We start from the raw sequence: 21,365 nt of genomic DNA on the forward strand, positions 1-21,365 counted from the left end.
ATTACCTCCGAGGTCATGCCTCCATGAGGACCGGGCGGTAGGTGCGCCGGTAGGCGATCGGGGAGATGCCCAGGGTGGCCCGCATGTGCTGGCGCAGGGAGTTGGCGGAGCCGAAGCCGGAGCGGTGGGCGACGAGGTCGACGGGCAGGTCGCTGGATTCCAGCAACTGCCGGGCCAGGTCGAGGCGCTGGCCGGTGAGCCACTGGACGGGGGTCATGCCGACCTCGTCGCGGAAGCGCCGGGTGAAGGTGCGCAGGCTCATCCTCGCGTGCGCGGCCAGCTCGGCGAGGGTGAGCGGCTGGGCGAGCCGCTCCAGGGCCCAGGCCCGGGTGGCGGTGGTGGTGGCGACGGTGGGTTCCGGCACCGGCCGGTCGATGTACTGCGCCTGTCCGCCGTCGCGCCACGGGGGTACGACGCACAGTCGCGCGGCCCGGTTGGCGACGGCGGTGCCGTGGTCGGCGCGCACCAGGTAGAGGCAGAGGTCGATGCCGGCGGCGACCCCGGCGGAGGTGAGGATGTCGCCGTCGTCGATGAACAGCACGTCCTCGTCGAGCTTGACGCGCGGGAAGGCCCGCTGGAACGCGGGGGCGTGCACCCAGTGGGTGGTGGCGGGCCGGCCGTCGAGCAGTCCGGCGGCGGCGAGCACCTCGGAGCCGGTGCAGATGGACACGATGCGGGTGCCGGGGCGGATGGCCGCGAGCGCGTCGGCGAGGGCGTCCGGCAGGGGTTCGCCGCGCAGCAGTCCGGGCATCGCGTGGGTCGGCGGGACGATCACGGTGTCGGCCGTGGCGAGGGCCTCGGGGCCCGCGCCGACGCCGACGGTGAAGCCCGCGTCGCTGGCGACGGGGAGGCCGTCCGCGGTGCAGACGGTGACCTCGTAGAGGGCGCCGCCGTCCTCGGTCAGGGCGTTGCCGAAGACGCGGGACGGCATGCCGAGCTCGAAGGGGGCCACGCCGTCGAGGGCGAGTACGGCTACACGGTGCATGGCCAGATTCTGTCACATGGTGGCCGTCCGGCCACCACCACGCGGGCCCCCGAGCGGCCAAGCTGGCGCCATCGGCCGGGAAAACCGGCACAGAGCGCAACCGAGGAGACATTCATGCGTGCCGTCGTCGTCAGCCAGTGGGGTGGACCCGAGGTTCTCACCGAGGTCGAGGCCGAGCGGCCCGAGCCGGGTCTGAACGAGATCCTCGTACGGGTCCACGCGGCCGGTGTGAACCCCGTCGACTTCAAGACCCGGGCCTCCGGCGCCCTGATCGACTGGGCCGAGGTCCCGGCGGTCGGCTGGGACGTCTCGGGCACCGTCGAGGCGGTCGGGCCGGGCGTGACGGTGTACCGCCCGGGCGACGAGGTGTACGGGATGCCGCACTTCCCGCGCCAGGCCGGCGCCTACGCCGAGTACGTGACCGGCCCGGCGCGCCACTTCGCGCCCAAGCCGGCCTCGCTCGACCACGTACAGGCGGCCGCGCTGCCGCTGGCGGCGCTGACCGCCTGGCAGGCACTGGTGGACACGGCCGGGCTGCGCGCCGGACAGCGGGTCCTGGTGCACGCGGCGGCCGGCGGGGTCGGCCACCTGGCCGTGCAGATCGCCAAGGCCCGCGGCGCGTACGTGATCGGCACCGCGAGCGCCGGCAAGCACGAGCTGCTGCGCGACCTCGGCGCCGACGAGGTGATCGACTACCGGTCCACCGCCTTCGAGGACGCCGTCTCCGATGTGGACGTCGTGCTCGACGCGGTCGGCGGGGACCACGGGCAGCGCTCGCTGAAGGTACTCAAGCAGGGCGGACACCTGATCACCCTGCCGGGCCCGGACGGCCTCCCGGAGGACCCGGAGGGCGTGCACGCCGCCTGGATGCTCGTGGAGCCGGACCACCGCGGCCTGCTGGAGATCGCCGCGCTCGTCGAGGCGGGCGAGCTCCGCGTGGTGGTCGACACGGTGCTGCCGCTGGAGCAGGCGGCCAAGGCCCACGAGATCGGCGAGCAGGGCCGGACCACCGGCAAGATCGTCCTGACGGTGGCCTGAGCAGCCGGCCGAGCCGGTCCGGCGGGCCGCACACCGAGCGGCGGCCCGAGCCGGCTCAGACGCCCGCGGCGGCCCGGGCGGTGGTGGCGATGGTGGCGGAGCCGACCACGCGCGTGCCGTCGTAGAGCACGATCGCCTGGCCGGGGGCCACGCCGCGCACCGGCTCCGTGAAGGAGACGCGCAGCTCGTCGTCCACGACCTCGGCGAAGACCTCGGTCTCGCCGCCGTGGGCGCGCAGCTGCGCGGTGTACGTCCCCGGGGCGGCCGGGGTGGAGCCGCACCAGCGGGGGCGGATGGCGGTGAGGGCACTGACGTCGAGGGCCTCGACGGGGCCGACGGTCACGGTGTTGTTCACCGGCGAGATGTCCAGGACGTAGCGCGGCTTGCCGTCGGCGGCCGGGTGCCCGATGCGCAGGCCCTTGCGCTGGCCGATGGTGAAGCCGAAGGCGCCCTCGTGACTGCCGATCTTCTCGCCGGTCGCGCCGTCCACGATGTCGCCCTCGGCCTTGCCCAGCCGGCTCGCGAGGAAGCCCTGGGTGTCGCCGTCGGCGATGAAGCAGATGTCGTGGCTGTCGGGCTTCTTCGCGACGGCCAGGCCCCGGCGCTCGGCCTCCGCGCGGATCTCGTCCTTGGTGGTGAGGGTGTCGCCGAGCGGGAAGAGGGCGTGGGCCAGCTGCTTCTCGTCGAGGACGCCGAGGACGTACGACTGATCCTTGGCCATGTCGGAGGCGCGGTGCAGCTCGCGGGTCCCGTCCTCGTTCAGCACGACGGTGGCGTAGTGGCCGGTGCACACGGCGTCGAAGCCAAGGGCGAGGGCCTTGTCGAGCAGCGCCGCGAACTTGATCTTCTCGTTGCAGCGCAGGCAGGGGTTCGGGGTGCGCCCGGCCTCGTACTCGGAGATGAAGTCCTCCACGACGTCCTCGCGGAAGCGCTCGGCGAGGTCCCAGACGTAGAAGGGGATGCCGATGACGTCGGCGGCGCGCCGGGCGTCGCGGGAGTCCTCGATGGTGCAGCAGCCGCGGGCACCGGTCCGGAAGGACTGCGGGTTCGCGGAGAGCGCGAGGTGGACGCCGGTCACGTCGTGCCCGGCTTCGACCGCGCGGGCGGCGGCGACGGCGGAGTCCACGCCGCCGGACATGGCGGCCAGGACGCGAAGTGGGCGGGCGGTGCGCGGCAGGTTCTCAGTCATAGCACCGTCCAGAGTACGGGGGAACCGGGCGGGGTCCCAGCGCGTTCTGGGATACGGGGGGTGGATCACATGGGGAGCGGGGACGGGAGCGGGCCCGGGAACAAGGGCCGGGGCAGGACCCGCCGGGCGGTGCTGTTCGGCGGGCTGGGGCTCTTCGCGGTCGCGGCGGTCGCCGGGCGGGAGGAGCTCGCCCGGGCGCGGTGGCTGGTGCCGGGGGTGTCCAAGCCGCGCGAGGAGGGAGAGCTGGACCACGCGGGCGCGAGCTGGACGGCGGCCTCGCCGGCGAACTGGCGGATGGCGGACCGGCCGGACGACTACCGGGTGGACCGGATAGTCGTCCATGTCACACAGGGCAGTTTCGAAACCTCGGTGGACGCCTTCAAGAACCCCTGGCACAAGGCGTCGGCGCACTACATAGTCCGCCAGGACGGACATGTGGAGCAGATGGTCCGCGAGCTTGACGTGGCCTTCCACTCCGGCAGCCGCTCGATGAACGAGCGCAGCGTCGGCATCGAGCACGAGGGCTTCGTCGACCGCCCGCAGGACTTCACGGACGCCATGTACGCGGCGTCCGCCCGGCTGGCGGCGGACGTCTGCCGTCGGTACGGCATACCCGTCGACCGCAAGCACATCCTGGGCCACTCGGAGGTCCCGGGCACCGACCACACCGATCCCGGCCCCCTGTGGGACTGGGACCGGTACCTGCGCATGGTCGGCGAGGCCCTGCGGGAGGAGACGGCCAGGCCTAGCTGAGGCCTGCCGTGCGGGCGCGGGCCACGGCGGGACCGATGGCGGCGGCCACGGCGCTGATGTCCTCCTTGGTGGAGGTGTGGCCGAGGGAGAACCGCAGGGTGCCGCGGGCCAGCTCGGGATCGGTGCCGGTGGCGAGCAGGACGTGGCTGGGCTGGGCCACGCCCGCGGTGCAGGCGGATCCGGTGGAGCATTCGATGCCCTGGGCGTCGAGGAGGAGCAGCAGGGAGTCGCCCTCGCAGCCGGGGAAGCTGAAGTGGGCGTTGGCGGGGAGCCGCTGGGCGGGGTCTCCGCCGAGGACGGCGTCCGGCACTTCCCGCAGCACGGCGGTGATCAGCTCGTCGCGCAGGGCGCCGATCCGGGCGGCGAATTCCTCGCGCCGCTCGGCGGCGAGGACGGCGGCGACCGCGAAGGCGGCGATGGCGGGCACGTCGAGGGTGCCGGAACGGACGTGCCGCTCCTGGCCTCCGCCGTGCAGGACGGGTACGGGGCTCTGGTCGCGGCCGAGCAGCAGCGCGCCGATGCCGTAGGGGCCGCCGACCTTGTGGCCGCTGACCGTCATGGCGGCGAGGCCGCTGTCGCCGAAGCGGACGTCGAGCTGCCCGAGGGCCTGGACCGCGTCGGAGTGCATGGGGATCCCGAACTCGGCGGCGATGGCGGCCAGTTCGCGGACCGGCAGGACGGTGCCGATCTCGTTGTTGGCCCACATGACCGTGGCGAGGGCGATGTCGTCGGGGTTGCGTTCCACCGCTTCCCGGAAGGCCTCGGGGTGTACCCGCCCGTACCGGTCCACGGGCAGGTACTCGACGCGGGCGCCCTCGTGCTCGGCGAGCCAGTGGACGGCGTCGAGGACGGCGTGGTGCTCGACGGGGCTGGCGAGGACGCGGGTGCGGGCGGGGTCCTGGCCGCGGCGGGCCCAGTAGAGGCCCTTGACGGCGAGGTTGTCGGCCTCGGTGCCGCCGGCGGTGAAGACCACCTCGCTCGGGCGCGCGCCGAGGGCTTCGGCGAGTGCCTCGCGCGCCTCCTCGACGGTGCGGCGGGCGCGGCGGCCGGCGGCGTGCAGGGAGGACGCGTTACCTGTGGCGGCGAACTGCGCGGTCATCGCCGCAGCCGCCTCCGGCAGCATCGGCGTGGTTGCGGCGTGATCGAGGTAGGCCATGATCCCCCGATTCTACGAGCCCCCCGCCACCCCCGACCCCTCCGGCCCCCGAGCCGCCCCGCGACCCGCCCTTCCACCGTTCCGCGGGCCGCCAGGCCGCCAGGCGCTCCGCCCGAGCTGCCGCGCCCCCGCCCCCCTGGCGGGCCCTCTCGCGGGGCCGGCCATGCCTGGTGTCACGCGACGGGTACACCTCGGGTACGGCCACCGCCGGACGGAGTCCGGTGCAGCGGCCCGAAGCCCGGGAGGCCCTCCAGGGCCGAGCGGCGCGAGAGCCGCGTCAAGAAGCGGCGCGCGGGGCGCGGGCCAGTTGGCGGGACTGGGCCACCAGGCGGTCCGCCGAGTCCCACACCTCGGCGTCTTCCTCCAGGAAGCCGCCGGCCAGGTTGCGCGTGGTGATGGCGACCCGCAGCGGTCCCGGCGCCGGGCGGTGGCGGATGTGCGCGGTGAGCTCGACGGTCGGGGTCCAGCCCATCAGGCCGAGGTCGAACGCGGTCGGCGGCAGTGCGTCCACCGCGAGCAGCAGGGACAGCGGGTCCGCGGCACGGCCGTCGGCCAGCTCGAACCAGGCCCGCATCTCGCCCTTGCCGGACGGCGCGCCGACGGCCCAGCCGGCCGTCGCCGGGTCCAGCCGCAGCCGCAGCCGGTCGACGATCTCGGAGCTGCCCGGGATCGGCGCCGGACCGGCTTCCGTGCCGAGGCAGTCCTCGTACGCCGGGATGGCCGGGGGCCGGGCCGTGGTGTGGACGGAGTCGGGGAGCGAGTCGAGGTCGCCGTAGGAGGCGAGGACCCGGATGCGCTCGATCTCCGCGCCGCTCTCGTCGTACTGGAAGAGCGAGGCCTGCCCGGTGGAGAGGGTGCGGCCGGTCCGGACCACCTCGGTGCGGATCACGGCGGGGCCGGGCACGGAGGAGGTCAGGTAGTGGGCGGAGACGGTGAACGGGTCCGGGTGCGGCAGCGCCGCCGCCAGTGCCCGGCCGACCAGGGCCAGCAGGTATCCGCCGTTGACGGCACTGATGATCGTCCAGCCCGCCGAGAGTTCCGTGTCGTACACGCCGGGCTCGCCCGCGCGCGGGGCGATGGCGGTGTCGCGGTCGAACTCGCTGTCTCCGATGGCCGCCTGGGCCGCTGTGTGTGACATGGGGCGACCGTACACCGGCAAGCTACTAAGCGGTAGCTTTGTTCTGCTACGGCCCCGTCACGGCTCTTCGGTCACGCCGGAGCGGCGGTTCCAGGCCAGCGGCGCCCGCCAGTGGTAGCGGATCGCGAGCAGCCGGAGCACGAAGGCGGTGATGATGGCGATGCCCGTGGTGACCCCGTTGAGCACGTCGAAGCCGATGAACAGGGCCACCATCGAGGCTCCGACCACGGCCGGGACCGCGTACATCTCCCGGTCGCGCAGCAGCGACGGCACTTCGTTGGCGAGCACGTCGCGCATGACGCCGCCGCCGACCGCAGTGGCCAGGCCCAGCGCGGCCGACGCGGTCAGCCCCAGCCCGTACTCGTAGGCCTTGGTGGTGCCCGAGACGCAGAACAGCCCGAGTCCGGCGGCGTCGAAGACGTTGATGGCGCGGTTGATCCGCTGGACCTCGGGGTGCAGGAAGAAGACGATCGCGGCGGCGACCAGGGGGGTCAGGAAGAAGCTGAGCTCACCGAACGCGGCCGGCGGGACGGCGCCGATCACCAGGTCGCGCAGCAGTCCCCCGCCGAGCGCGGTGACGAGCGCGAGCACGCAGATGCCGAAGACGTCGAAGTTCTTGCGGACGGCGAGCAGCGCGCCGGCGGTGGCGAAGACAAAAATGCCCGCGAGGTCCAGGGCGTGCTGGACCTCCGGCGGGAAGAGATCGTGGGACACGCCCCCATTGTGCGGGCTTTCGGCGGCGGCCCCGACAAAGACCCCGGCCCCGGCTCGGCGGCGACGGAACCCGCGGCCCTGACGGCCCCCGGCCCCGGCACCCCGCCGTGACGGGGCCCCCGGGCGTGGCCACCCCGGGACCCCGGCACCGCATCCGCCCCCGGCCGTCCGCACCGGGGGGGACACACCTCCGGCTAGACGGTGGGCGTCTCCACCGCTTCCGCCGCGCCCGGCAGGGCCTTGTCGCCCGGCGCCTGGTCGGGGGCGTTCTCCGGGTGGTGGCAGGCGACCTGGTGCCCGGTCTTGAGGGCGACCAGCGGCGGCTCCTGCGTCGAGCAGAGCTCCGTCGCCTTCCAGCAGCGGGTGTGGAACCGGCAGCCGCTCGGCGGGGAGATGGGCGAGGGCACGTCTCCCTTGAGCAGGATGCGGCCGCTCTTCGCGCCGCGCCGCCTCGGGTCCGGCACCGGCACGGCCGACATCAGCGCGGTCGTGTACGGGTGCATCGGCGCCTCGTACAGCGACTTGCGGTCCGCCAGCTCGACGATCTTGCCGAGGTACATCACCGCGATCCGGTCGGAGACGTGCCGGATGACCGACAGGTCGTGCGCGATGATCACGTAGGTCAGGCCGAGCTCCTCCTGGAGGTCGTCCAGCAGGTTCACCACCTGGGCCTGGATCGAGACGTCCAGCGCCGACACCGGCTCGTCCGCGACGACCAGCTTCGGCTTGAGGGCCAGCGCCCGGGCGATGCCGATGCGCTGGCGCTGGCCGCCGGAGAACTCGTGCGGGTAGCGGTTGTAGTGCTCGGGGTTGAGGCCCACCAGCGACAGCAGTCGCTGCACCTCCGCCTTGACGCCGCCCTCGGGGGTGACCTTCTGGAGCTTGAAGGGGGCTCCGACGATCGTGCCGACCGTGTGGCGGGGGTTCAGCGAGCCGTACGGGTCCTGGAAGATCATCTGGACGTCACGGCGCAGCGGCCGCATACCGCCCACCCCGAGGTGGGTGATGTCCCGGCCCTCGAACTCCACCTTGCCGCCGCTCGGTTCGAGCAGCCGCGTGATCAGCCGGCCCATCGTGGACTTGCCGCAGCCGGACTCGCCGACGACGCCGAGGGTCTCGCCCCGGCGGACGTCGAAGTCGATTCCGTCGACGGCCTTGACCGCTCCGGCCTGGCGGCGCAGCAGCCCCTTGTTGATGGGGAAGTGCTTGACCAGGCCGGTCACCTTGAGGAGTGGCTCCTCGGCGCCGGAGGCCTGCGGCGCAACCGTCTGCGCGGCTGTCCGCGCACCTGCCTGCGCGCCCGTCTCGTTCATGTCGCTCACAGCTTCGGCGCAATCTCTTCGGTCCAGATCCGGGTCCGCTCCTCCTGCGACATGTGGCAGGCGGACCAGTGCCGGCTGTCGTCCTGGGTCAGCTCGGGGCGCTGGGTGCGGGTGATGCCGCCCTTGGGTACGTCGGCGTAAGGGCACCGGGGGTTGAAGGCGCAGCCGCTCGGGATGTTGATGAGGCTGGGCGGGGAGCCCTTGACCGGGATCAGGCGCTCGGTCTGGTCGCGGTCGATGCGCGGCATGGAGCCGAGCAGACCCCAGGTGTAGGGGTGGCGGGGCTCGTAGAAGACCTTTTCGGCGGTGCCGCGCTCGACGCACCGGCCGCCGTACATCACGAGGATGTCGTCGGCCATCTCGGCGACCACGCCGAGGTCGTGCGTGATCATGATGACGGCGGAGCCGAACTCCTTCTGGAGGTCGCGGATCAGGTCCAGGATCTGCGCCTGGACGGTGACGTCCAGGGCGGTCGTGGGCTCGTCCGCGATGAGCAGTTCGGGGTTGTTGACCAGCGCCATCGCGATCATCGCGCGCTGACGCATGCCGCCGGAGAACTCGTGGGGGTAGGCGTCCACCCGCCGGTGGGGTTCCGGGATGCCCACGCGGTCGAGCATCTCGACGGCCCGGGTGCGGGCCGCCTTCTTGTCGACGTCGTTGTGGGTCCGGTACGCCTCGACGATCTGCTTGCCGACCGAGTAGTACGGGTGCATCGCGGACAGCGGGTCCTGGAAGACCATCGCCATCTTCCGGCCGCGGAGCTTGCGCACGTGGTCGGCGTCCGCCCGGACCAGGTCCTCGCCGTCGAGCACGACCTCGCCGGAGATGTGCGGGCGGCTGCGGGCCTGGCCGGTGCGGTGCAGGCCCATGATGGCCAGCGAGGTGACCGACTTGCCCGAGCCGGACTCGCCGACGATGCCGAGCGTCTTGCCGCGTTCGAGGTCGAAGGAGAGTCCGTCGACGGACTTGACCAGCCCGTCGTCGGTCGGGAAGTGGACCTGGAGGTCGCGTACGGACAGGAAGGACGACGCCGCGGCGCGGGATCCGGGCTTCGCCTGCTCGGGTACGAACACGGGTCCGCCGGAGCTGGAGGGGTTGTCGGTCACGTCAGCCTCACGCGCGGGTCGATGACGGCGTACAGCAGGTCCACGATCAGGTTGGCCAGGACCACGAACAGCGCGGCGAGCAGGGTCACGCCCATGATGACGGGCAGGTCGCCCTGGCTGATGGCGGCGACGGCCGCCGTTCCCAGCCCCTGGAAGTTGAAGGTCGTCTCGGTGAGGACGGCGCCGCCGAGGAGACCGCCGAGGTCGAGGCCGAACATCGTGACGACCGGGGTGAGGGTGGAGCGGAGGGCGTGCTTGCGGATGACCACGCCCTCCTTGAGACCCTTCGCGCGGGCCGTGCGGATGTAGTCCTCGCCGAGGACCTCCAGCATGGTGGCGCGGGTGATGCGGGCGTAGGTGGCGGCGAACAGGAAGGCCAGGGTGACCCAGGGCAGGATCAGGCTGTTGAGCCAGGCCAGTGGATCCTCGGTCAGGGGTTTGTAGTTGGACACGTCCAGCCAGCCGAGGCCGTAGACGAAGATCGCGGGGGCCACCATGCCGGTGAAGAAGATCGGCAGGGAGACGCCGGCGAGCGCTCCGATCATCACGGTCCGGTCGATGGCGGTCCTGCGTTTGAGCGCGGAGACCACTCCGGTTGCCACACCGGCGATCACCCAGATCACGGCCGCGCCGAGGGCGAGCGAGAGGGTGACCGGCATGCGGTCGAGCATGGTCTCCCAGACGGGGGCCTCGCTCTTGAAGGAGTAGCCGAAGCACGGCGCCGCACAGTGCGTGACCTCGGTGCCGGCGTCGTAGTCGCGGCCGACGAAGATGCCCTTGAGGAACACCCAGTACTGCTCGGAGATGGGCTTGTCGAAGCCCATCTTCACGCGGATGCCCGCCAGGGCGGTCGGGTTGGTCTCGCGGCCGGCGTACATGAGCGCGGGATCGCTGCCGGTCAGTTTCGGGACCGCGAAGAAGATGCCGAAGGTGACCACGGAGACCACCAGCAGCGTGGCGGCGACGTTGAACAGCCGCCGTATGAGGTAGACGAGCACTGCAGTCGGCCGCCCGGGGCGGGCGGTCGCCGCCCCTCGTGGGGACGACGACCGCCGCCTGCGGCCTTCACCTGCCCTTCGGACTAGCGCACGTGCGGTGAAGGCACTTACTTACGTACTTGCTGACCTGCTGGTGTCCGGCGGCCGCCTCGCGGGACCGCCGGACGGTCGGGCGACTGGGCGCCGACTACTGGCTGCCGTGCCCGGGGGCTACTTGGCGACGCCGACGACCGCGAGGTCGATCTTGCCCAGGGAGTCGTTGAAGTAGACGTTCGTCAGACGCGGGTTGTGGTAGACCAGCGCCTTGTCGAAGTTGATCGGCAGGTAGAGCGCCTTCTCCATGATCTTCTTGTTGATGTCGGTGTAGAACGGCGCGGCGGCGTCCGGCGTGGGGGCGGCGGCGGCCTTGTCGAACAGCCCGTTGACCTCGGGGTCGTCGAGCATCGTGTAGTTGTTGTTGCCGGTCTGGGCGATGAACGAACCGTCGACCAGCGGCTGGAGGAAGCCCGCGCCGGAGTTGTAGTCGGCGCCCCAGCCCATGACGATGATTCCGTAGTTCTTCTTCTTCACGTTCTCGGGCGAACCGATGGTGGAGGAGGAGAGCTTGCCGTCGTACTGGTCGATCGTCGCCTTGATGCCGACCTTGGCGAGCGCGGCCTGGAGGGACTCGGCGGACTTGACCTCGGGGGCCTTGTTGTTGCGGACCGCGATGGTGGTCTCGAACCCGTCGGGCTTGCCGCACGCCTTGAGGGCGGCCTTCGCCTTGTCCTCCTGCGGCTTGCCCGCGGTCAGGTTCCACGGGTCGTAGGACTTGTCGGCGCCGGGGACACCGGGCGGCAGCATGTTCGCGCCGAGGTCACCGCTGGTCGGGCCGCCGCGGGCGTTCTGCAGCGACTTCGGGTCGGCCGCGTAGATGACGGCCTTGCGGCACTCGACGTTGTCGAACGGCGCGACCGTCTGCGGGAAGGCGAAGTAGCGGATGTAGCCCGTGAACGGGTTGTCCGCGTTCTTCTTGAGGTTCGCGTCCTTGAGGATCTTGTTCTTCGCGGCCTGCTGGACTCCGGTGCCGTCGACGGCGAGGTCGATGTCGCCCGAGAGCAGGCGCTGGTCCATGTCGTCCGGGTTGGTGGTGACCGTGAAGGTGACCTTGTCCGGCAGACCCTTGCGGACCGTGTCGGTCTTCGAGTCCCAGTTCTCGTTGCGGACGAAGGTCGCGCCCTTGCCGGAGGCGAAGCTCTCGACCTTGTACGGGCCGGTGGAGACGGGCTTGTTGGTGTACGTGGCACCCGTGTCCTTGCCCGCCGGGACGGGCGAGGAGGACGGCATGGCGAGCAGGTACTTGAAGTCGGAGTTCGCGCTCGCCAGGTTGAAGACGATCGTGTGGTCGTCCGGCGTCTGGACGGACTTCAGGCCCATCTTGTCGGGGTCGGTGTCCTTGTAGGGACCCTCGTACTTCTGGCCCTGGTCGAGCTGGTCGATCAGGTAGGTGGGACCGCCGGCCAGCACGTCCTGCGCGAAGACGCGCTCGATGCCGTACTTGAAGTCCTTCGAGGTGATCGGCGCGCCGTCCTCGAACTTCACGCCGTCCTTGATCTTGACCGTGTACGTCTTGCCGTCGTTGCTCAGGACCGGCTCGCCCTCGGCGAGGTCCGGGACCAGCTTGGTGCCCGCGGCGCCCGGCTTGCTGTCGTACGCGTAGAGCTGGCGTATGAAGAGGCGCTGCATGTTCCACACGAAGCCGTAGTAGGCACGCGCCGGGTCGAGGAAGTCGACGTCCTGGGGGGACCAGAGCTTGAGCTCGCCGCCCTTGGCGTCGGAGGCGTTCACGACACCGGTGGCAGCACCGCTGTAGCCCTTGTCGCCCTTGTCGCCCTCCGCCTTCTTGGTGTCGTCGCCACCGCACGCGGCGGTCAGCGACAGGGCGGCGATCACGGCGGTGATCGCGAGTGCCTGCTTTCTGCGGATCACGGTTGTCCAACCTCCATAGGTGGGTGAATCGAAAGAGCGGTTCAGCTGCCCTTGGGGTCGAGTGCGTCGCGCAGCCCGTCCCCGAAGAGGTTGAACGCCAGGACGGTGATGAAGATCGTGATACCGGGGACCACCATGTACATGGGGTCGTCCTGGTAGATGGGGATGGCGTCGGACAGCATCTTTCCCCAGGAGGCGGTGGGCGGCTTGACGCCGGCGCCGAGGAAGCTGAGGGCCGCTTCCGTCAGGATGTTGGTCGGGATGATCAGCGTCGAGTAGACGAGGATCGGCGCGACCAGGTTCGGCAGCAGTTCCTTGATCAGGATGTACCCGCGGCCCGCGCCGAGGCTGCGGGCCGCCTCCACGTACTCGCGCTCCCGCAGGGACATCGTCTGGCCCCGGACGATGCGGCCGATGTAGGGCCAGCCGAAGAAGCCGATCACGAGGATCAGCACCGCCATGCGGACGCTCGAACCCTCCAGCCCCAGAAGGCTGTTGGGCACGACGGAGACGAGCGCGATGGTGAACAGCAGCTGCGGGAAGGCCAGCAGCAGGTCCATCAGGCGGCTGATGAGGCCGTCGACCCAGCCGCCGAGGAAGCCGGCGAGCGCGCCCAGCAGGCTGCCGACGATGACCGAGACGAAGGCCGCCAGGAAGGCGACGATCAAGGAGATGCGGGCGCCGTAGACGATCCGGCTGAACACGTCGCGGCCGTTGGTGGGTTCGACGCCCAGCAGGAAGTCGGAACTCGCGCCGCCGAACGAACCGATCGGCGTGCCGAGGTCGGGATCGATCAGGTCCTCGTGGAACTCGTTGGGCGGGTGGCCCAGCAGGCTCACGATCTGCGGTGCGAAGACCGCCACCAGGATCAGGAAGATCACGACCACGCCGCCGGTCAGCGCGACCTTGTCGCGCTTGAGCCGCATCCAGGCGATGCGGCCGGGCGAGCGGCCTTCGATGGCCTTGGCAGGGACGTCGGCTACGGACACGGGTGCGGGCGTCTCCGCGCTCGTGTCGTGCAGTGGTGCCGTCATCGTGGTGGGGACCCCTCTCGGCCGACGGGTGTGCCGGCCCATGCCCGCCGCTGTGGCGGCGTTGGTGCGGAGTGGCGCTCGGAGTGCGTGGGACACGCTGAACGCGTGTGAGGTGCAGGAAGTGCGGGAAGTGCTGCGGGAACCGCGGCACGGGACCACGGGTGCGGAACACGTGCCGAGCCGGGTACGGGAGGACTGAGCGGCTCTTGGGTGGGGAGTCTTCATCGGGCGCTCGACCAGCCGCCAGACCCGCAGTTGAATGGATGCGCAACCGTGATCTGACGCCCCGATTCCCGTTATCCGGACTTCGCTCACACCTGAGCGGAGCAAGACCGTCCGTTCGGTACGCAAACGGACATGTGCCCCAACTCGCAAGAGGGGTGCGCTTTTCCGGGCCACAACAGCGGCGGAATCCGGACAAGACGAAGGCCGCCGGGAACGCTGGGTTCCGGCGGCCTCGAAATGGCTCGTTATCGCTGTCTCAAAACACGGGCAGGTTGCGGAAGGGCCCCTTCCGGTGCGGCGGGGCCCGGGCAGGGCTCAGTAGGAGGGGGCCTGGCCCTCGCGGTCGTAGAACGGACGGGTCTGCGAGCGCAGCCACATCGCCACCGGATCGTGCTCGTCCGCGAGCGCGACGGTGCAGACCGGTACGCCCTCGGGGACCGCCCCGACCGACTGCCGCATCATCTCGCGTACGGATTCCAGCGCGGGCGCGGAGGCGTCGTACAGGTCCAGCCCCACCGCCAGGTAGGCCGACCCCAGCGACGGCTGCACCCAGGCGCGGCGGAGCGAGCGGACGGCGGGCGTACGGTGCGCGTGCTGGGTCAGCAGCCCGTAGAACTGCGGGAGCTCCAGGGCCGGCTCGGACAGCCGCAGCGGACCGGCCGGCATCCGGTCGAGGCCGGTCGCGATCCGGCGCAGGTCCGCCCAGGGGAGGCCGAGGCCGCCGCCCTGGGCGTGCGGGTTGAGCCACAGCCCCCAGCGGTCCGGGTACAGGGCGCGGGCGATGTCGCGGCCGGTGACCACCTCGTAGCCACGGTTCCAGCCGCTGGCGGCCAGCTCCTGCGGGGAGGTCACGCAGGGCGCGTAGCCCAGGCCGTCGACCTCCATGCCGCCGTACTGGGCGTCCGGGGACCCCGGCTGCCCCTGCCAGAGCAGCATCCACAGGCGGCCCTCGGCGAGGGCGTGCAGGAGCGACTCGTAGCTCTCATAGCGCCCGGGAGTCACCTGGCGCAGCATGTGCTCGACCTGTCCGGCCGCGGCCGTGCCTGACGCACTCACCCGGTACCCCTCTTCGTCCGCCCGTCATCCACGCGTATCGGCCCCAGCTTAAGCGGCCCTAGGGAAGGTAGAAGGGGCGTACGCGCTCACGGATGTGGTCGACCACCGGGTCCTGGGCGGCGTCGAGGAGGATCAACTGCACGGGCCAGGGCGGCGGTACGCGGGTCAGGGCCCGGCCGAGGGCCTCCAGCGGGGCGTCCCGCGCCTCGGGATCCCATCCCATCAACTGGACACCGATGTACAGCTGGGGCGCCCCGCCCTCGACGCTGGCGAGGCAGCGGTGGGCGGCGGCGACCACGCCGATGGCGCGGAACTCCTCGGAGGCGGCGGCGAGGAAGTCGACCGGGTCGTCCTGCCAGTCGGGCTCGAAGAGGCGGACCCGGCCGCCGGCGGCGGGGCCGTCGAGGGGGGTGCGGCCGGTGCGGCAGAGTTCCGCGACGGCGGGCGGGGGGAGCGGTACGCCGACGGCGCCCTCGGGGTTGAGGGCGATGCCGAGCTGCGGGGGCAGGCCGCGGGCGAACTCGACGGCGGGGGCGACGGCGAAGTCCATGGCGGGGCCGGCGCAGACGCGGAACTGGGCCTCGGAGGTGTAGACGGGGACGTAGGCGTCGCCGCCGATGAGCATGGTCGGGAGGTTGAGGGCGGTGTGCTCGGGGCTGCCGCCGGCGGGCAGCGGCACCCAGACGTGGCTGCGGCCGAGCACCTCCAGGATCCTGGCCCCGGCGTCGGCCTGCCCCAGGGCCGCGCCGAGCACGTGCTCCAGCTCGTTGTCGGGCCACCCGCCGCCGTGCATCTGCCGCCTCCGCCACTCGCTCCGCGCTCCTACGCTGACCCTATTCCGTCCCCCCGGCCCCCCACACCCGGGGTCGGCCCCCCGGGCAAACCAGCCCCGCGCAACCCGGCCGCGCCGGCGGCCGGACTTGGCCGGCGCCTCGAACGCCCGCGGGGCGGGGAGTGCGGCCCGTCGGGGCCGTCAGGGGAAGTGGATCCGGGTGACCGCGGCAGCGGAGGGGCGGTCGAGGAGGGTGACCGACGCGCACCCCGCCGGCGGCCGGCCCGCTTCCGCCGCGCGGAGCAGCCGGCCCACCGCCGCCCGGTGGCGGGTGAACGCGTACGCCGACACCCGCCGGCCCCGCTCCGCCTGCCCGGCCAGCGCCTCCTCCGCGGTGGTGTCCAGCAGCACCAGGTGCAGCGCCCGGCCGCGCCGCCGCGCCGCCCCCGCCAGGAGCCACCGCACCCACGCCTGGCTGCCGCAGTCGTGCACCACCACCGACGCCCCCGACCGCACCACCCGCCACAGGCCCCAGTAGTGCGCCGCCCGCACCGCCGGCCGGTACGCGGCGTACGGCAGCGCCCCCCGCATCCGCCGCTCCCACCGCTCCCGCGTGTCCTGCGAGTCGATCGCGCCCACCCCCGCGGCCCGCTTGATCAGCGTGCTCTTGCCGCCCCCGGGCAGGCCGGACACCACCACGATGTCCCCCTCGGCGAAGCCGAGCCACCTCGGCCCCCGGCCCCCCGCCCCCCGCAGGTCCCGCACCTGTCCCGCCGGCGCGGCCGCCCGCCGCTGCACCGGAACGCCCTCAAGGGCCCCCGTCAAAGCCGGCATACCGAACCTCCGCACAGTGATCGCCTCCCCCGAACCGGACCCCAGGCCCCCGGGCCCGTGCCCACTGAATGTAAAGGGACGGTAATCCGGTCCGCCCGGTTCCGCCGCGCCCGCTGGAGCCCCGCTCGGCCCCGCACGGACTTTCGAGCCCGCCCGCCCACACCCGCCCGCCTCGTGCAATGATGTGCGCCATCTGGACACCAACTGCATACCGGCCGCTTGAATCCGCGCGGGAGAGTCCCGGCAGGCCGCAAGGCCGTGCCCGGGCGCCGAAGGAGCAAGTTCCTCCCTTGAATCTCTCAGGCCCCGTACCGCGTGGATGAGGCAGATCTGAAAAGCGGGCTGCTCGACAGCTCCACCCAAGGTGCAAGCCGATGACGCGCCCGCCCGGTGCGGGAACTCTCGGCGAACCTCTCAGGTTCCGATGACAGATGGGGAGGATCGTCCTCGTCATGTCATGCCCTGGGACCCGGGAGCCACACCCATGAGCACTGCCCCCCGCCTGACCGCGCTCGACGCGCTGCACCGCTCGCTCGGTGCGACCATGACCGACTTCGCGGGCTGGGACATGCCGCTGCGCTACGCCAGTGAGCGCGACGAGCACAACGCCGTGCGCACGAAGGCCGGTCTCTTCGACCTGTCCCACATGGGCGAGATCACCCTGACCGGCCCCGAGGCGGTCAAGGCCCTGGACCACGCGCTGGTCGGCAACATCTCCACCGTCGGCGTCGGCCGCGCCCGCTACACGCACATCTGCCAGGAGGACGGCGGGATCATCGACGACCTGATCGTCTACCGCCTCGGCGAGCACGAGTTCATGGTCGTCGCGAACGCCTCCAACGCGCAGATCGTCCTGGACGCCCTGACCGAGCGCGCCGCCGGTTTCGACACCGAGGTCCGCGACGACCGTGACGCGTACGCGCTGATCGCCGTCCAGGGTCCGGAGTCCCCCGGCATCCTGGGTTCCCTCACCGACGCCGACCTGGACGGGCTCAAGTACTACGCCGGCCTGCCCGGCACGGTCGCCGGCGTGCCCGCGCTGATCGCGCGTACGGGCTACACCGGCGAGGACGGCTTCGAGCTGTTCGTCGCCCCCGAGCACGCCGTGGAGCTGTGGCAGGCGCTGACGAAGGCCGGCGAGGGCGTCGGTCTGGTCCCGGCGGGGCTCTCCTGCCGGGACACGCTGCGCCTGGAGGCGGGCATGCCGCTGTACGGGCACGAGCTGACCACCGCCCTGACCCCGTTCGACGCGGGGCTGGGCCGGGTCGTGAAGTTCGAGAAGGAGGGCGACTTCGTCGGCCGCGCCGCCCTGGAGGCCGCCGCCGAGCGCGCCGCCACGAACCCGCCGCGCAAGCTGGTCGGCCTGATCGCCGAGGGCCGCCGGGTCCCGCGCGCCGGTTTCCCGGTCGTCGCGAACGGCGAGGTCATCGGCGAGGTGACCTCCGGCGCCCCGTCGCCGACGCTCGGCAAGCCGATCGCGATGGCGTACGTGGACGCGGCGCACGCCGCGCCCGGCACCTCCGGCGTCGGCGTGGACATTCGCGGTACGCATGAGCCGTACGAGGTCGTGGCCCTGCCGTTCTACAAGCGGCAGAAGTAGTCCCGCTCCGGCCCCGTACCGCGTCACCGCCGTACGGAGGTCCGTACGGCGCCGTCCCAGTACCCAAGACCACCGTTCGCATCCACTCCCCCGCATCCAGGAGAATCAGGTCATGAGCAACCCCCAGCAGCTGCGTTACAGCAAGGAGCACGAGTGGCTGTCGGACGCCGAGGGCGGCGTCTCGACGGTCGGCATCACGGAGTTCGCGGCCAACGCGCTCGGTGACGTCGTCTACGCCCAGCTCCCCGCGGTCGGCGACACGGTGACCGCGGGTGAGACCTGCGGCGAGCTGGAGTCGACCAAGTCGGTCAGCGACCTGTACTCCCCCGTCACCGGTGAGGTCGTCGAGGCCAACCAGGACGTCGTGGACGACCCTTCGCTGGTGAACTCGGCCCCGTTCGAGGGTGGCTGGCTCTTCAAGGTGCGCGTCACGGAGGAGCCGGCCGACCTGCTCTCCAACGACGAGTACGCCAAGCTCACCGCCGGTAACTGACCCCAGGGGATCCTGATGTCCGTACTGAACACCCCTCTCCACGAACTCGACCCCGACGTCGCCGCCGCCGTCGACGCCGAGCTCGTCCGCCAGCAGTCGACCCTGGAAATGATCGCGTCGGAGAACTTCGCTCCGGTCGCCGTCATGGAGGCCCAGGGCTCGGTCCTGACCAACAAGTACGCCGAGGGCTACCCCGGCCGCCGCTACTACGGCGGCTGCGAGCACGTCGACGTGGTCGAGCAGATCGCGATCGACCGGATCAAGGCGCTCTTCGGCGCCGAGGCCGCGAACGTGCAGCCGCACTCCGGTGCCCAGGCGAACGCCGCCGCGATGTTCGCGCTGCTCAAGCCGGGTGACACCATCATGGGTCTGAACCTGGCCCACGGCGGTCACCTGACCCACGGCATGAAGATCAACTTCTCCGGCAAGCTCTACAACGTGGTCCCGTACCACGTCGACGAGACCGGCGAGGTCGACATGGCCGAGGTCGAGCGCCTCGCCAAGGAGTCCAAGCCGAAGCTGATCGTCGCCGGCTGGTCCGCGTACCCGCGCCAGCTGGACTTCGCCGCCTTCCGCCGCATCGCGGACGAGGTCGGCGCGTACCTGATGGTCGACATGGCGCACTTCGCCGGTCTGGTCGCAGCGGGTCTGCACCCGAACCCGGTCCCGCACGCCCACGTCGTCACCACCACCACGCACAAGACCCTCGGCGGTCCGCGCGGCGGTGTCATCCTGTCGACGCAGGAGCTGGCGAAGAAGATCAACTCCGCGGTCTTCCCCGGTCAGCAGGGTGGTCCGCTGGAGCACGTGATCGCGGCCAAGGCCGTCTCCTTCAAGGTCGCCGCCTCGCCCGAGTTCAAGGAGCGCCAGGAGCGCACCCTGGAGGGTGCGAAGATCCTCGCCGCGCGACTGGTCCAGGACGACGTCAAGGCCGTGGGCGTGGACGTCCTGACCGGCGGCACCGACGTGCACCTGGTCCTGGTCGACCTGCGCAACTCGGAGCTGGACGGCCAGCAGGCCGAGGACCGCCTCCACGAGGTCGGCATCACGGTCAACCGCAACGCCATCCCGAACGACCCGCGGCCGCCGATGGTCACCTCGGGTCTGCGGATCGGCACGCCGGCCCTGGCGACCCGCGGTTTCGACACCGAGGCCTTCACCGAGGTAGCCGAGATCATCGCGCAGGCGCTCAAGCCGGAGTACGACAGCGAGTCCCTCAAGGCGCGCGTCTCCGCGCTCGCGGCGAAGTTCCCGCTGTACCCGACGCTCTGACGCGGCCGGGCGGGGCCCGGTGCCTGTTCCCACAGGCCCGGGCCCCTTTTCACGCCTGATCGCCCCTTGCGTGGCGGACCCGGATGTGAGCCGACGCACACCCCGGCTTCCCCTTGTGGCCCTTCCGGGCAGGGGGGTCGTTCACCTCGTCGCGTTAAGCTCGGCTGTCGGACAAAATCCGAACAAACCTCCCTGATCACCTCCGGCTGATCAACCCGCTCTCCTGTGCCCCTCTCCCACCCCACGAGCAGACAAGGGAGTCTCGCCACCGTGGCCATCTCCGTCTTCGATCTCTTCTCCATCGGCATCGGTCCCTCCTCATCCCACACGGTCGGCCCCATGCGGGCGGCACGCATGTTCGTGACCCGCCTGAAGAAGGACGGTGTCCTCGCCCAGACGGCTTCCGTCCGCGCGGAGCTCTTCGGCTCGCTCGGCGCGACCGGCCACGGCCACGGCACCCCCAAGGCGGTCCTGCTCGGCCTGGAGGGCCACTCGCCCCGCACGGTCGACGTGGAGAACGCCGACGCCGAGGTCGAGCGCATCCGCCAGAGCGGCCGGCTGCGCCTGATGGGCGCCGAGATAGGCGAAGCCCACGAGATCGCCTTCGACGAGCCGAGCCAGCTCATCCTGCACCGCCGCCGGTCGCTGCCCTACCACGCGAACGGCATGACGCTCTTCGCGTACGACGCCGCCGGCGCCCCGCTGCTGGAGAAGACGTACTACTCGGTCGGCGGCGGTTTCGTCGTGGACGAGGACGCGGTCGGCGAGGACCGGATCAAGCTCGACGACACGGTCTTGAAGCACCCGTTCCGCAGCGGCGACGAGATGCTGCGCCTCACCCGCGAGACGGGCCTGTCGATCTCCGCCCTGATGCTGGAGAACGAGAAGGCCTGGCGCACCGAGGAGGAGATCCGCGAGGGCCTCCTGGAGATCTGGCGCGTGATGCAGGCCTGCGTGGCGCGCGGCATGTCCCGCGAGGGCATCCTCCCGGGCGGCCTGCGCGTCAAGCGCCGCGCCGCGACCACCGCCCGCAAGCTGCGCTCCGAGGGCGACCCGCAGGCGCTCTCGATGGAGTGGATCACGCTCTACGCGATGGCCGTGAACGAGGAGAACGCGGCGGGCGGCCGGGTGGTCACCGCCCCGACGAACGGCGCGGCGGGCATCATCCCGGCGGTGCTGCACTACTACATGAACTTCGTGCCGGGCGCCGACGAGGACGGCGTGGTGCGGTTCCTCCTCGCGGCGAGCGCGATCGGCATGCTGTTCAAGGAGAACGCCTCGATCTCCGGCGCCGAGGTCGGCTGCCAGGGCGAGGTCGGCTCGGCCTGTTCGATGGCGGCCGGCGCCCTCGCCGAGGTCCTGGGCGGCTCCCCGGAGCAGGTCGAGAACGCCGCCGAGATCGGCATGGAACACAACCTCGGCCTCACCTGCGACCCGGTCGGCGGCCTGGTCCAGATCCCGTGCATCGAGCGCAACGGCATGGCGGCGGTCAAGGCCGTCACCGCGGCCCGGATGGCGATGCGCGGCGACGGCTCCCACAAGGTCTCCCTGGACAAGGTCATCAAGACCATGAAGGAGACCGGCGCCGACATGAAGGTGAAATACAAGGAGACCGCCCGCGGCGGCCTCGCGGTCAACGTCATCGAGTGCTGAGCCGGCGCCGCTGACGGCGGCCGGGGAACCGGCGGGAGGGCCGGGCGCGCGTGCGCACC

19 protein-coding genes and 1 riboswitch are annotated in these 21,365 nt (G+C 71.6%); of the genes, 6 read left to right on the top strand and 13 right to left on the bottom strand.

Features of this window, described 5'->3' with window-relative positions; translation table 11 throughout:
* Positions 1-13 precede the first annotated feature (13 nt).
* The gene (locus ACWGH1_RS27665; protein WP_453352848.1) at positions 14-985 is read right to left on the bottom strand and encodes a GlxA family transcriptional regulator; all 972 of its coding nucleotides are present in this window, start codon (positions 983-985) and stop codon (positions 14-16) included.
* A 114-nt stretch (positions 986-1,099) separates the two neighbouring features.
* Here ACWGH1_RS27665 and ACWGH1_RS27670 point away from each other — a divergent pair, with 114 nt between their 5' ends.
* A complete protein-coding gene (locus ACWGH1_RS27670; protein ID WP_453352847.1) occupies positions 1,100-2,023 on the top strand; it encodes an NADP-dependent oxidoreductase in 924 nt (307 codons plus the stop codon).
* A 55-nt stretch (positions 2,024-2,078) separates the two neighbouring features.
* Here ACWGH1_RS27670 and mnmA read toward each other — a convergent pair whose 3' ends face one another.
* Positions 2,079-3,212, bottom strand: coding sequence for a tRNA 2-thiouridine(34) synthase MnmA (mnmA, locus tag ACWGH1_RS27675; protein ID WP_453352846.1), 1,134 nt, complete (start codon positions 3,210-3,212; stop codon positions 2,079-2,081).
* Between the two features lie 69 nt (positions 3,213-3,281).
* Here mnmA and ACWGH1_RS27680 point away from each other — a divergent pair, with 69 nt between their 5' ends.
* Positions 3,282-3,965 carry an N-acetylmuramoyl-L-alanine amidase gene (locus tag ACWGH1_RS27680; RefSeq protein WP_453352845.1) on the top strand — a complete coding sequence of 228 codons (684 nt, stop codon included), beginning with the start codon at positions 3,282-3,284 and terminating at the stop codon, positions 3,963-3,965.
* On the opposite strand, the gene ACWGH1_RS27685 is transcribed toward ACWGH1_RS27680, so the two are convergent.
* The 11 genes from ACWGH1_RS27685 to ACWGH1_RS27735 all read right to left on the bottom strand — a co-directional run bounded on the left by ACWGH1_RS27685 (position 3,958) and on the right by ACWGH1_RS27735 (position 16,288).
* Complete coding sequence (locus tag ACWGH1_RS27685; RefSeq protein WP_453352844.1) at positions 3,958-5,121, bottom strand: cysteine desulfurase family protein; 1,164 nt, start codon at positions 5,119-5,121, stop codon at positions 3,958-3,960. The two genes, ACWGH1_RS27680 and ACWGH1_RS27685, sit on opposite strands and share 8 nt — an antisense overlap.
* A 277-nt stretch (positions 5,122-5,398) precedes the next feature.
* A complete protein-coding gene (locus tag ACWGH1_RS27690; protein WP_453352843.1) occupies positions 5,399-6,259 on the bottom strand; it encodes a thioesterase family protein in 861 nt (286 codons plus the stop codon).
* A gap of 57 nt (positions 6,260-6,316) precedes the next feature.
* Positions 6,317-6,973: a trimeric intracellular cation channel family protein gene (locus ACWGH1_RS27695; protein WP_453352842.1), complete on the bottom strand. Its 657-nt coding sequence runs from the start codon at positions 6,971-6,973 to the stop codon at positions 6,317-6,319.
* 194 nt (positions 6,974-7,167) lie between these two features.
* Entirely contained in the window at positions 7,168-8,286 is a 1,119-nt protein-coding gene (locus ACWGH1_RS27700; protein ID WP_453356920.1) for an ABC transporter ATP-binding protein, read from the bottom strand.
* A gap of 5 nt (positions 8,287-8,291) precedes the next feature.
* Complete coding sequence (locus ACWGH1_RS27705) at positions 8,292-9,368, bottom strand: ABC transporter ATP-binding protein (RefSeq protein WP_453356921.1); 1,077 nt, start codon at positions 9,366-9,368, stop codon at positions 8,292-8,294.
* Positions 9,369-9,397: 29 nt separating this feature from the next.
* Positions 9,398-10,399, bottom strand: a complete 1,002-nt coding sequence (locus ACWGH1_RS27710; RefSeq protein WP_329198490.1) for an ABC transporter permease — start codon at positions 10,397-10,399, stop codon at positions 9,398-9,400.
* Between the two features lie 210 nt (positions 10,400-10,609).
* Positions 10,610-12,367, bottom strand: coding sequence for an ABC transporter substrate-binding protein (locus ACWGH1_RS27715; protein ID WP_453355853.1), 1,758 nt, complete (start codon positions 12,365-12,367; stop codon positions 10,610-10,612).
* A 41-nt stretch (positions 12,368-12,408) separates the two neighbouring features.
* Positions 12,409-13,401 carry an ABC transporter permease gene (locus ACWGH1_RS27720; RefSeq protein ID WP_453355854.1) on the bottom strand — a complete coding sequence of 331 codons (993 nt, stop codon included), beginning with the start codon at positions 13,399-13,401 and terminating at the stop codon, positions 12,409-12,411.
* Positions 13,402-13,941: 540 nt separating this feature from the next.
* The gene (locus tag ACWGH1_RS27725) at positions 13,942-14,682 is read right to left on the bottom strand and encodes an enhanced serine sensitivity protein SseB C-terminal domain-containing protein (protein WP_351384798.1); all 741 of its coding nucleotides are present in this window, start codon (positions 14,680-14,682) and stop codon (positions 13,942-13,944) included.
* A 58-nt stretch (positions 14,683-14,740) separates the two neighbouring features.
* Entirely contained in the window at positions 14,741-15,475 is a 735-nt protein-coding gene (locus tag ACWGH1_RS27730; protein ID WP_453355855.1) for an enhanced serine sensitivity protein SseB, read from the bottom strand.
* Between the two features lie 180 nt (positions 15,476-15,655).
* Complete coding sequence (locus ACWGH1_RS27735; RefSeq protein WP_453409096.1) at positions 15,656-16,288, bottom strand: AAA family ATPase; 633 nt, start codon at positions 16,286-16,288, stop codon at positions 15,656-15,658.
* A gap of 220 nt (positions 16,289-16,508) precedes the next feature.
* A riboswitch (glycine riboswitch) is annotated at positions 16,509-16,612 on the top strand.
* A gap of 160 nt (positions 16,613-16,772) precedes the next feature.
* Between ACWGH1_RS27735 and gcvT the strand changes: the two genes are divergently transcribed.
* From gcvT to ACWGH1_RS27755, 4 genes are all read left to right on the top strand, one after another.
* Positions 16,773-17,888 carry a glycine cleavage system aminomethyltransferase GcvT gene (gcvT, locus tag ACWGH1_RS27740; protein ID WP_453356600.1) on the top strand — a complete coding sequence of 372 codons (1,116 nt, stop codon included), beginning with the start codon at positions 16,773-16,775 and terminating at the stop codon, positions 17,886-17,888.
* A 112-nt stretch (positions 17,889-18,000) separates the two neighbouring features.
* Positions 18,001-18,381: a glycine cleavage system protein GcvH gene (gene gcvH / locus ACWGH1_RS27745; protein ID WP_453356601.1), complete on the top strand. Its 381-nt coding sequence runs from the start codon at positions 18,001-18,003 to the stop codon at positions 18,379-18,381.
* A gap of 15 nt (positions 18,382-18,396) precedes the next feature.
* A complete protein-coding gene (gene glyA, locus ACWGH1_RS27750; RefSeq protein ID WP_453409097.1) occupies positions 18,397-19,653 on the top strand; it encodes a serine hydroxymethyltransferase in 1,257 nt (418 codons plus the stop codon).
* Positions 19,654-19,923: 270 nt separating this feature from the next.
* The gene (locus ACWGH1_RS27755; protein WP_453409098.1) at positions 19,924-21,306 is read left to right on the top strand and encodes an L-serine ammonia-lyase; all 1,383 of its coding nucleotides are present in this window, start codon (positions 19,924-19,926) and stop codon (positions 21,304-21,306) included.
* The last annotated feature ends 59 nt before the right edge of the window (positions 21,307-21,365 follow it).

The sequence above is a fragment of the Streptomyces sp. NPDC054883 genome (assembly GCF_053610645.1).

Bases quoted from the DNA above. Each gene is read 5' to 3' on its own strand.
- ACWGH1_RS27665 (WP_453352848.1), bottom strand. From the start codon at position 985: ATGCACCGTGTAGCCGTACTCGCCCTCGACGGCGTGGCCCCCTTCGAG.
- ACWGH1_RS27670 (WP_453352847.1), top strand. From the start codon at position 1,100: ATGCGTGCCGTCGTCGTCAGCCAGTGGGGTGGACCCGAGGTTCTCACC.
- mnmA (WP_453352846.1), bottom strand. From the start codon at position 3,212: ATGACTGAGAACCTGCCGCGCACCGCCCGCCCACTTCGCGTCCTGGCC.
- ACWGH1_RS27680 (WP_453352845.1), top strand. From the start codon at position 3,282: ATGGGGAGCGGGGACGGGAGCGGGCCCGGGAACAAGGGCCGGGGCAGG.
- ACWGH1_RS27685 (WP_453352844.1), bottom strand. From the start codon at position 5,121: ATGGCCTACCTCGATCACGCCGCAACCACGCCGATGCTGCCGGAGGCG.
- ACWGH1_RS27690 (WP_453352843.1), bottom strand. From the start codon at position 6,259: ATGTCACACACAGCGGCCCAGGCGGCCATCGGAGACAGCGAGTTCGAC.
- ACWGH1_RS27700 (WP_453356920.1), bottom strand. From the start codon at position 8,286: ATGAACGAGACGGGCGCGCAGGCAGGTGCGCGGACAGCCGCGCAGACG.
- ACWGH1_RS27720 (WP_453355854.1), bottom strand. From the start codon at position 13,401: ATGACGGCACCACTGCACGACACGAGCGCGGAGACGCCCGCACCCGTG.
- ACWGH1_RS27730 (WP_453355855.1), bottom strand. From the start codon at position 15,475: ATGCACGGCGGCGGGTGGCCCGACAACGAGCTGGAGCACGTGCTCGGC.
- ACWGH1_RS27735 (WP_453409096.1), bottom strand. From the start codon at position 16,288: ATGCCGGCTTTGACGGGGGCCCTTGAGGGCGTTCCGGTGCAGCGGCGG.
- gcvT (WP_453356600.1), top strand. From the start codon at position 16,773: ATGAGCACTGCCCCCCGCCTGACCGCGCTCGACGCGCTGCACCGCTCG.
- gcvH (WP_453356601.1), top strand. From the start codon at position 18,001: ATGAGCAACCCCCAGCAGCTGCGTTACAGCAAGGAGCACGAGTGGCTG.
- glyA (WP_453409097.1), top strand. From the start codon at position 18,397: ATGTCCGTACTGAACACCCCTCTCCACGAACTCGACCCCGACGTCGCC.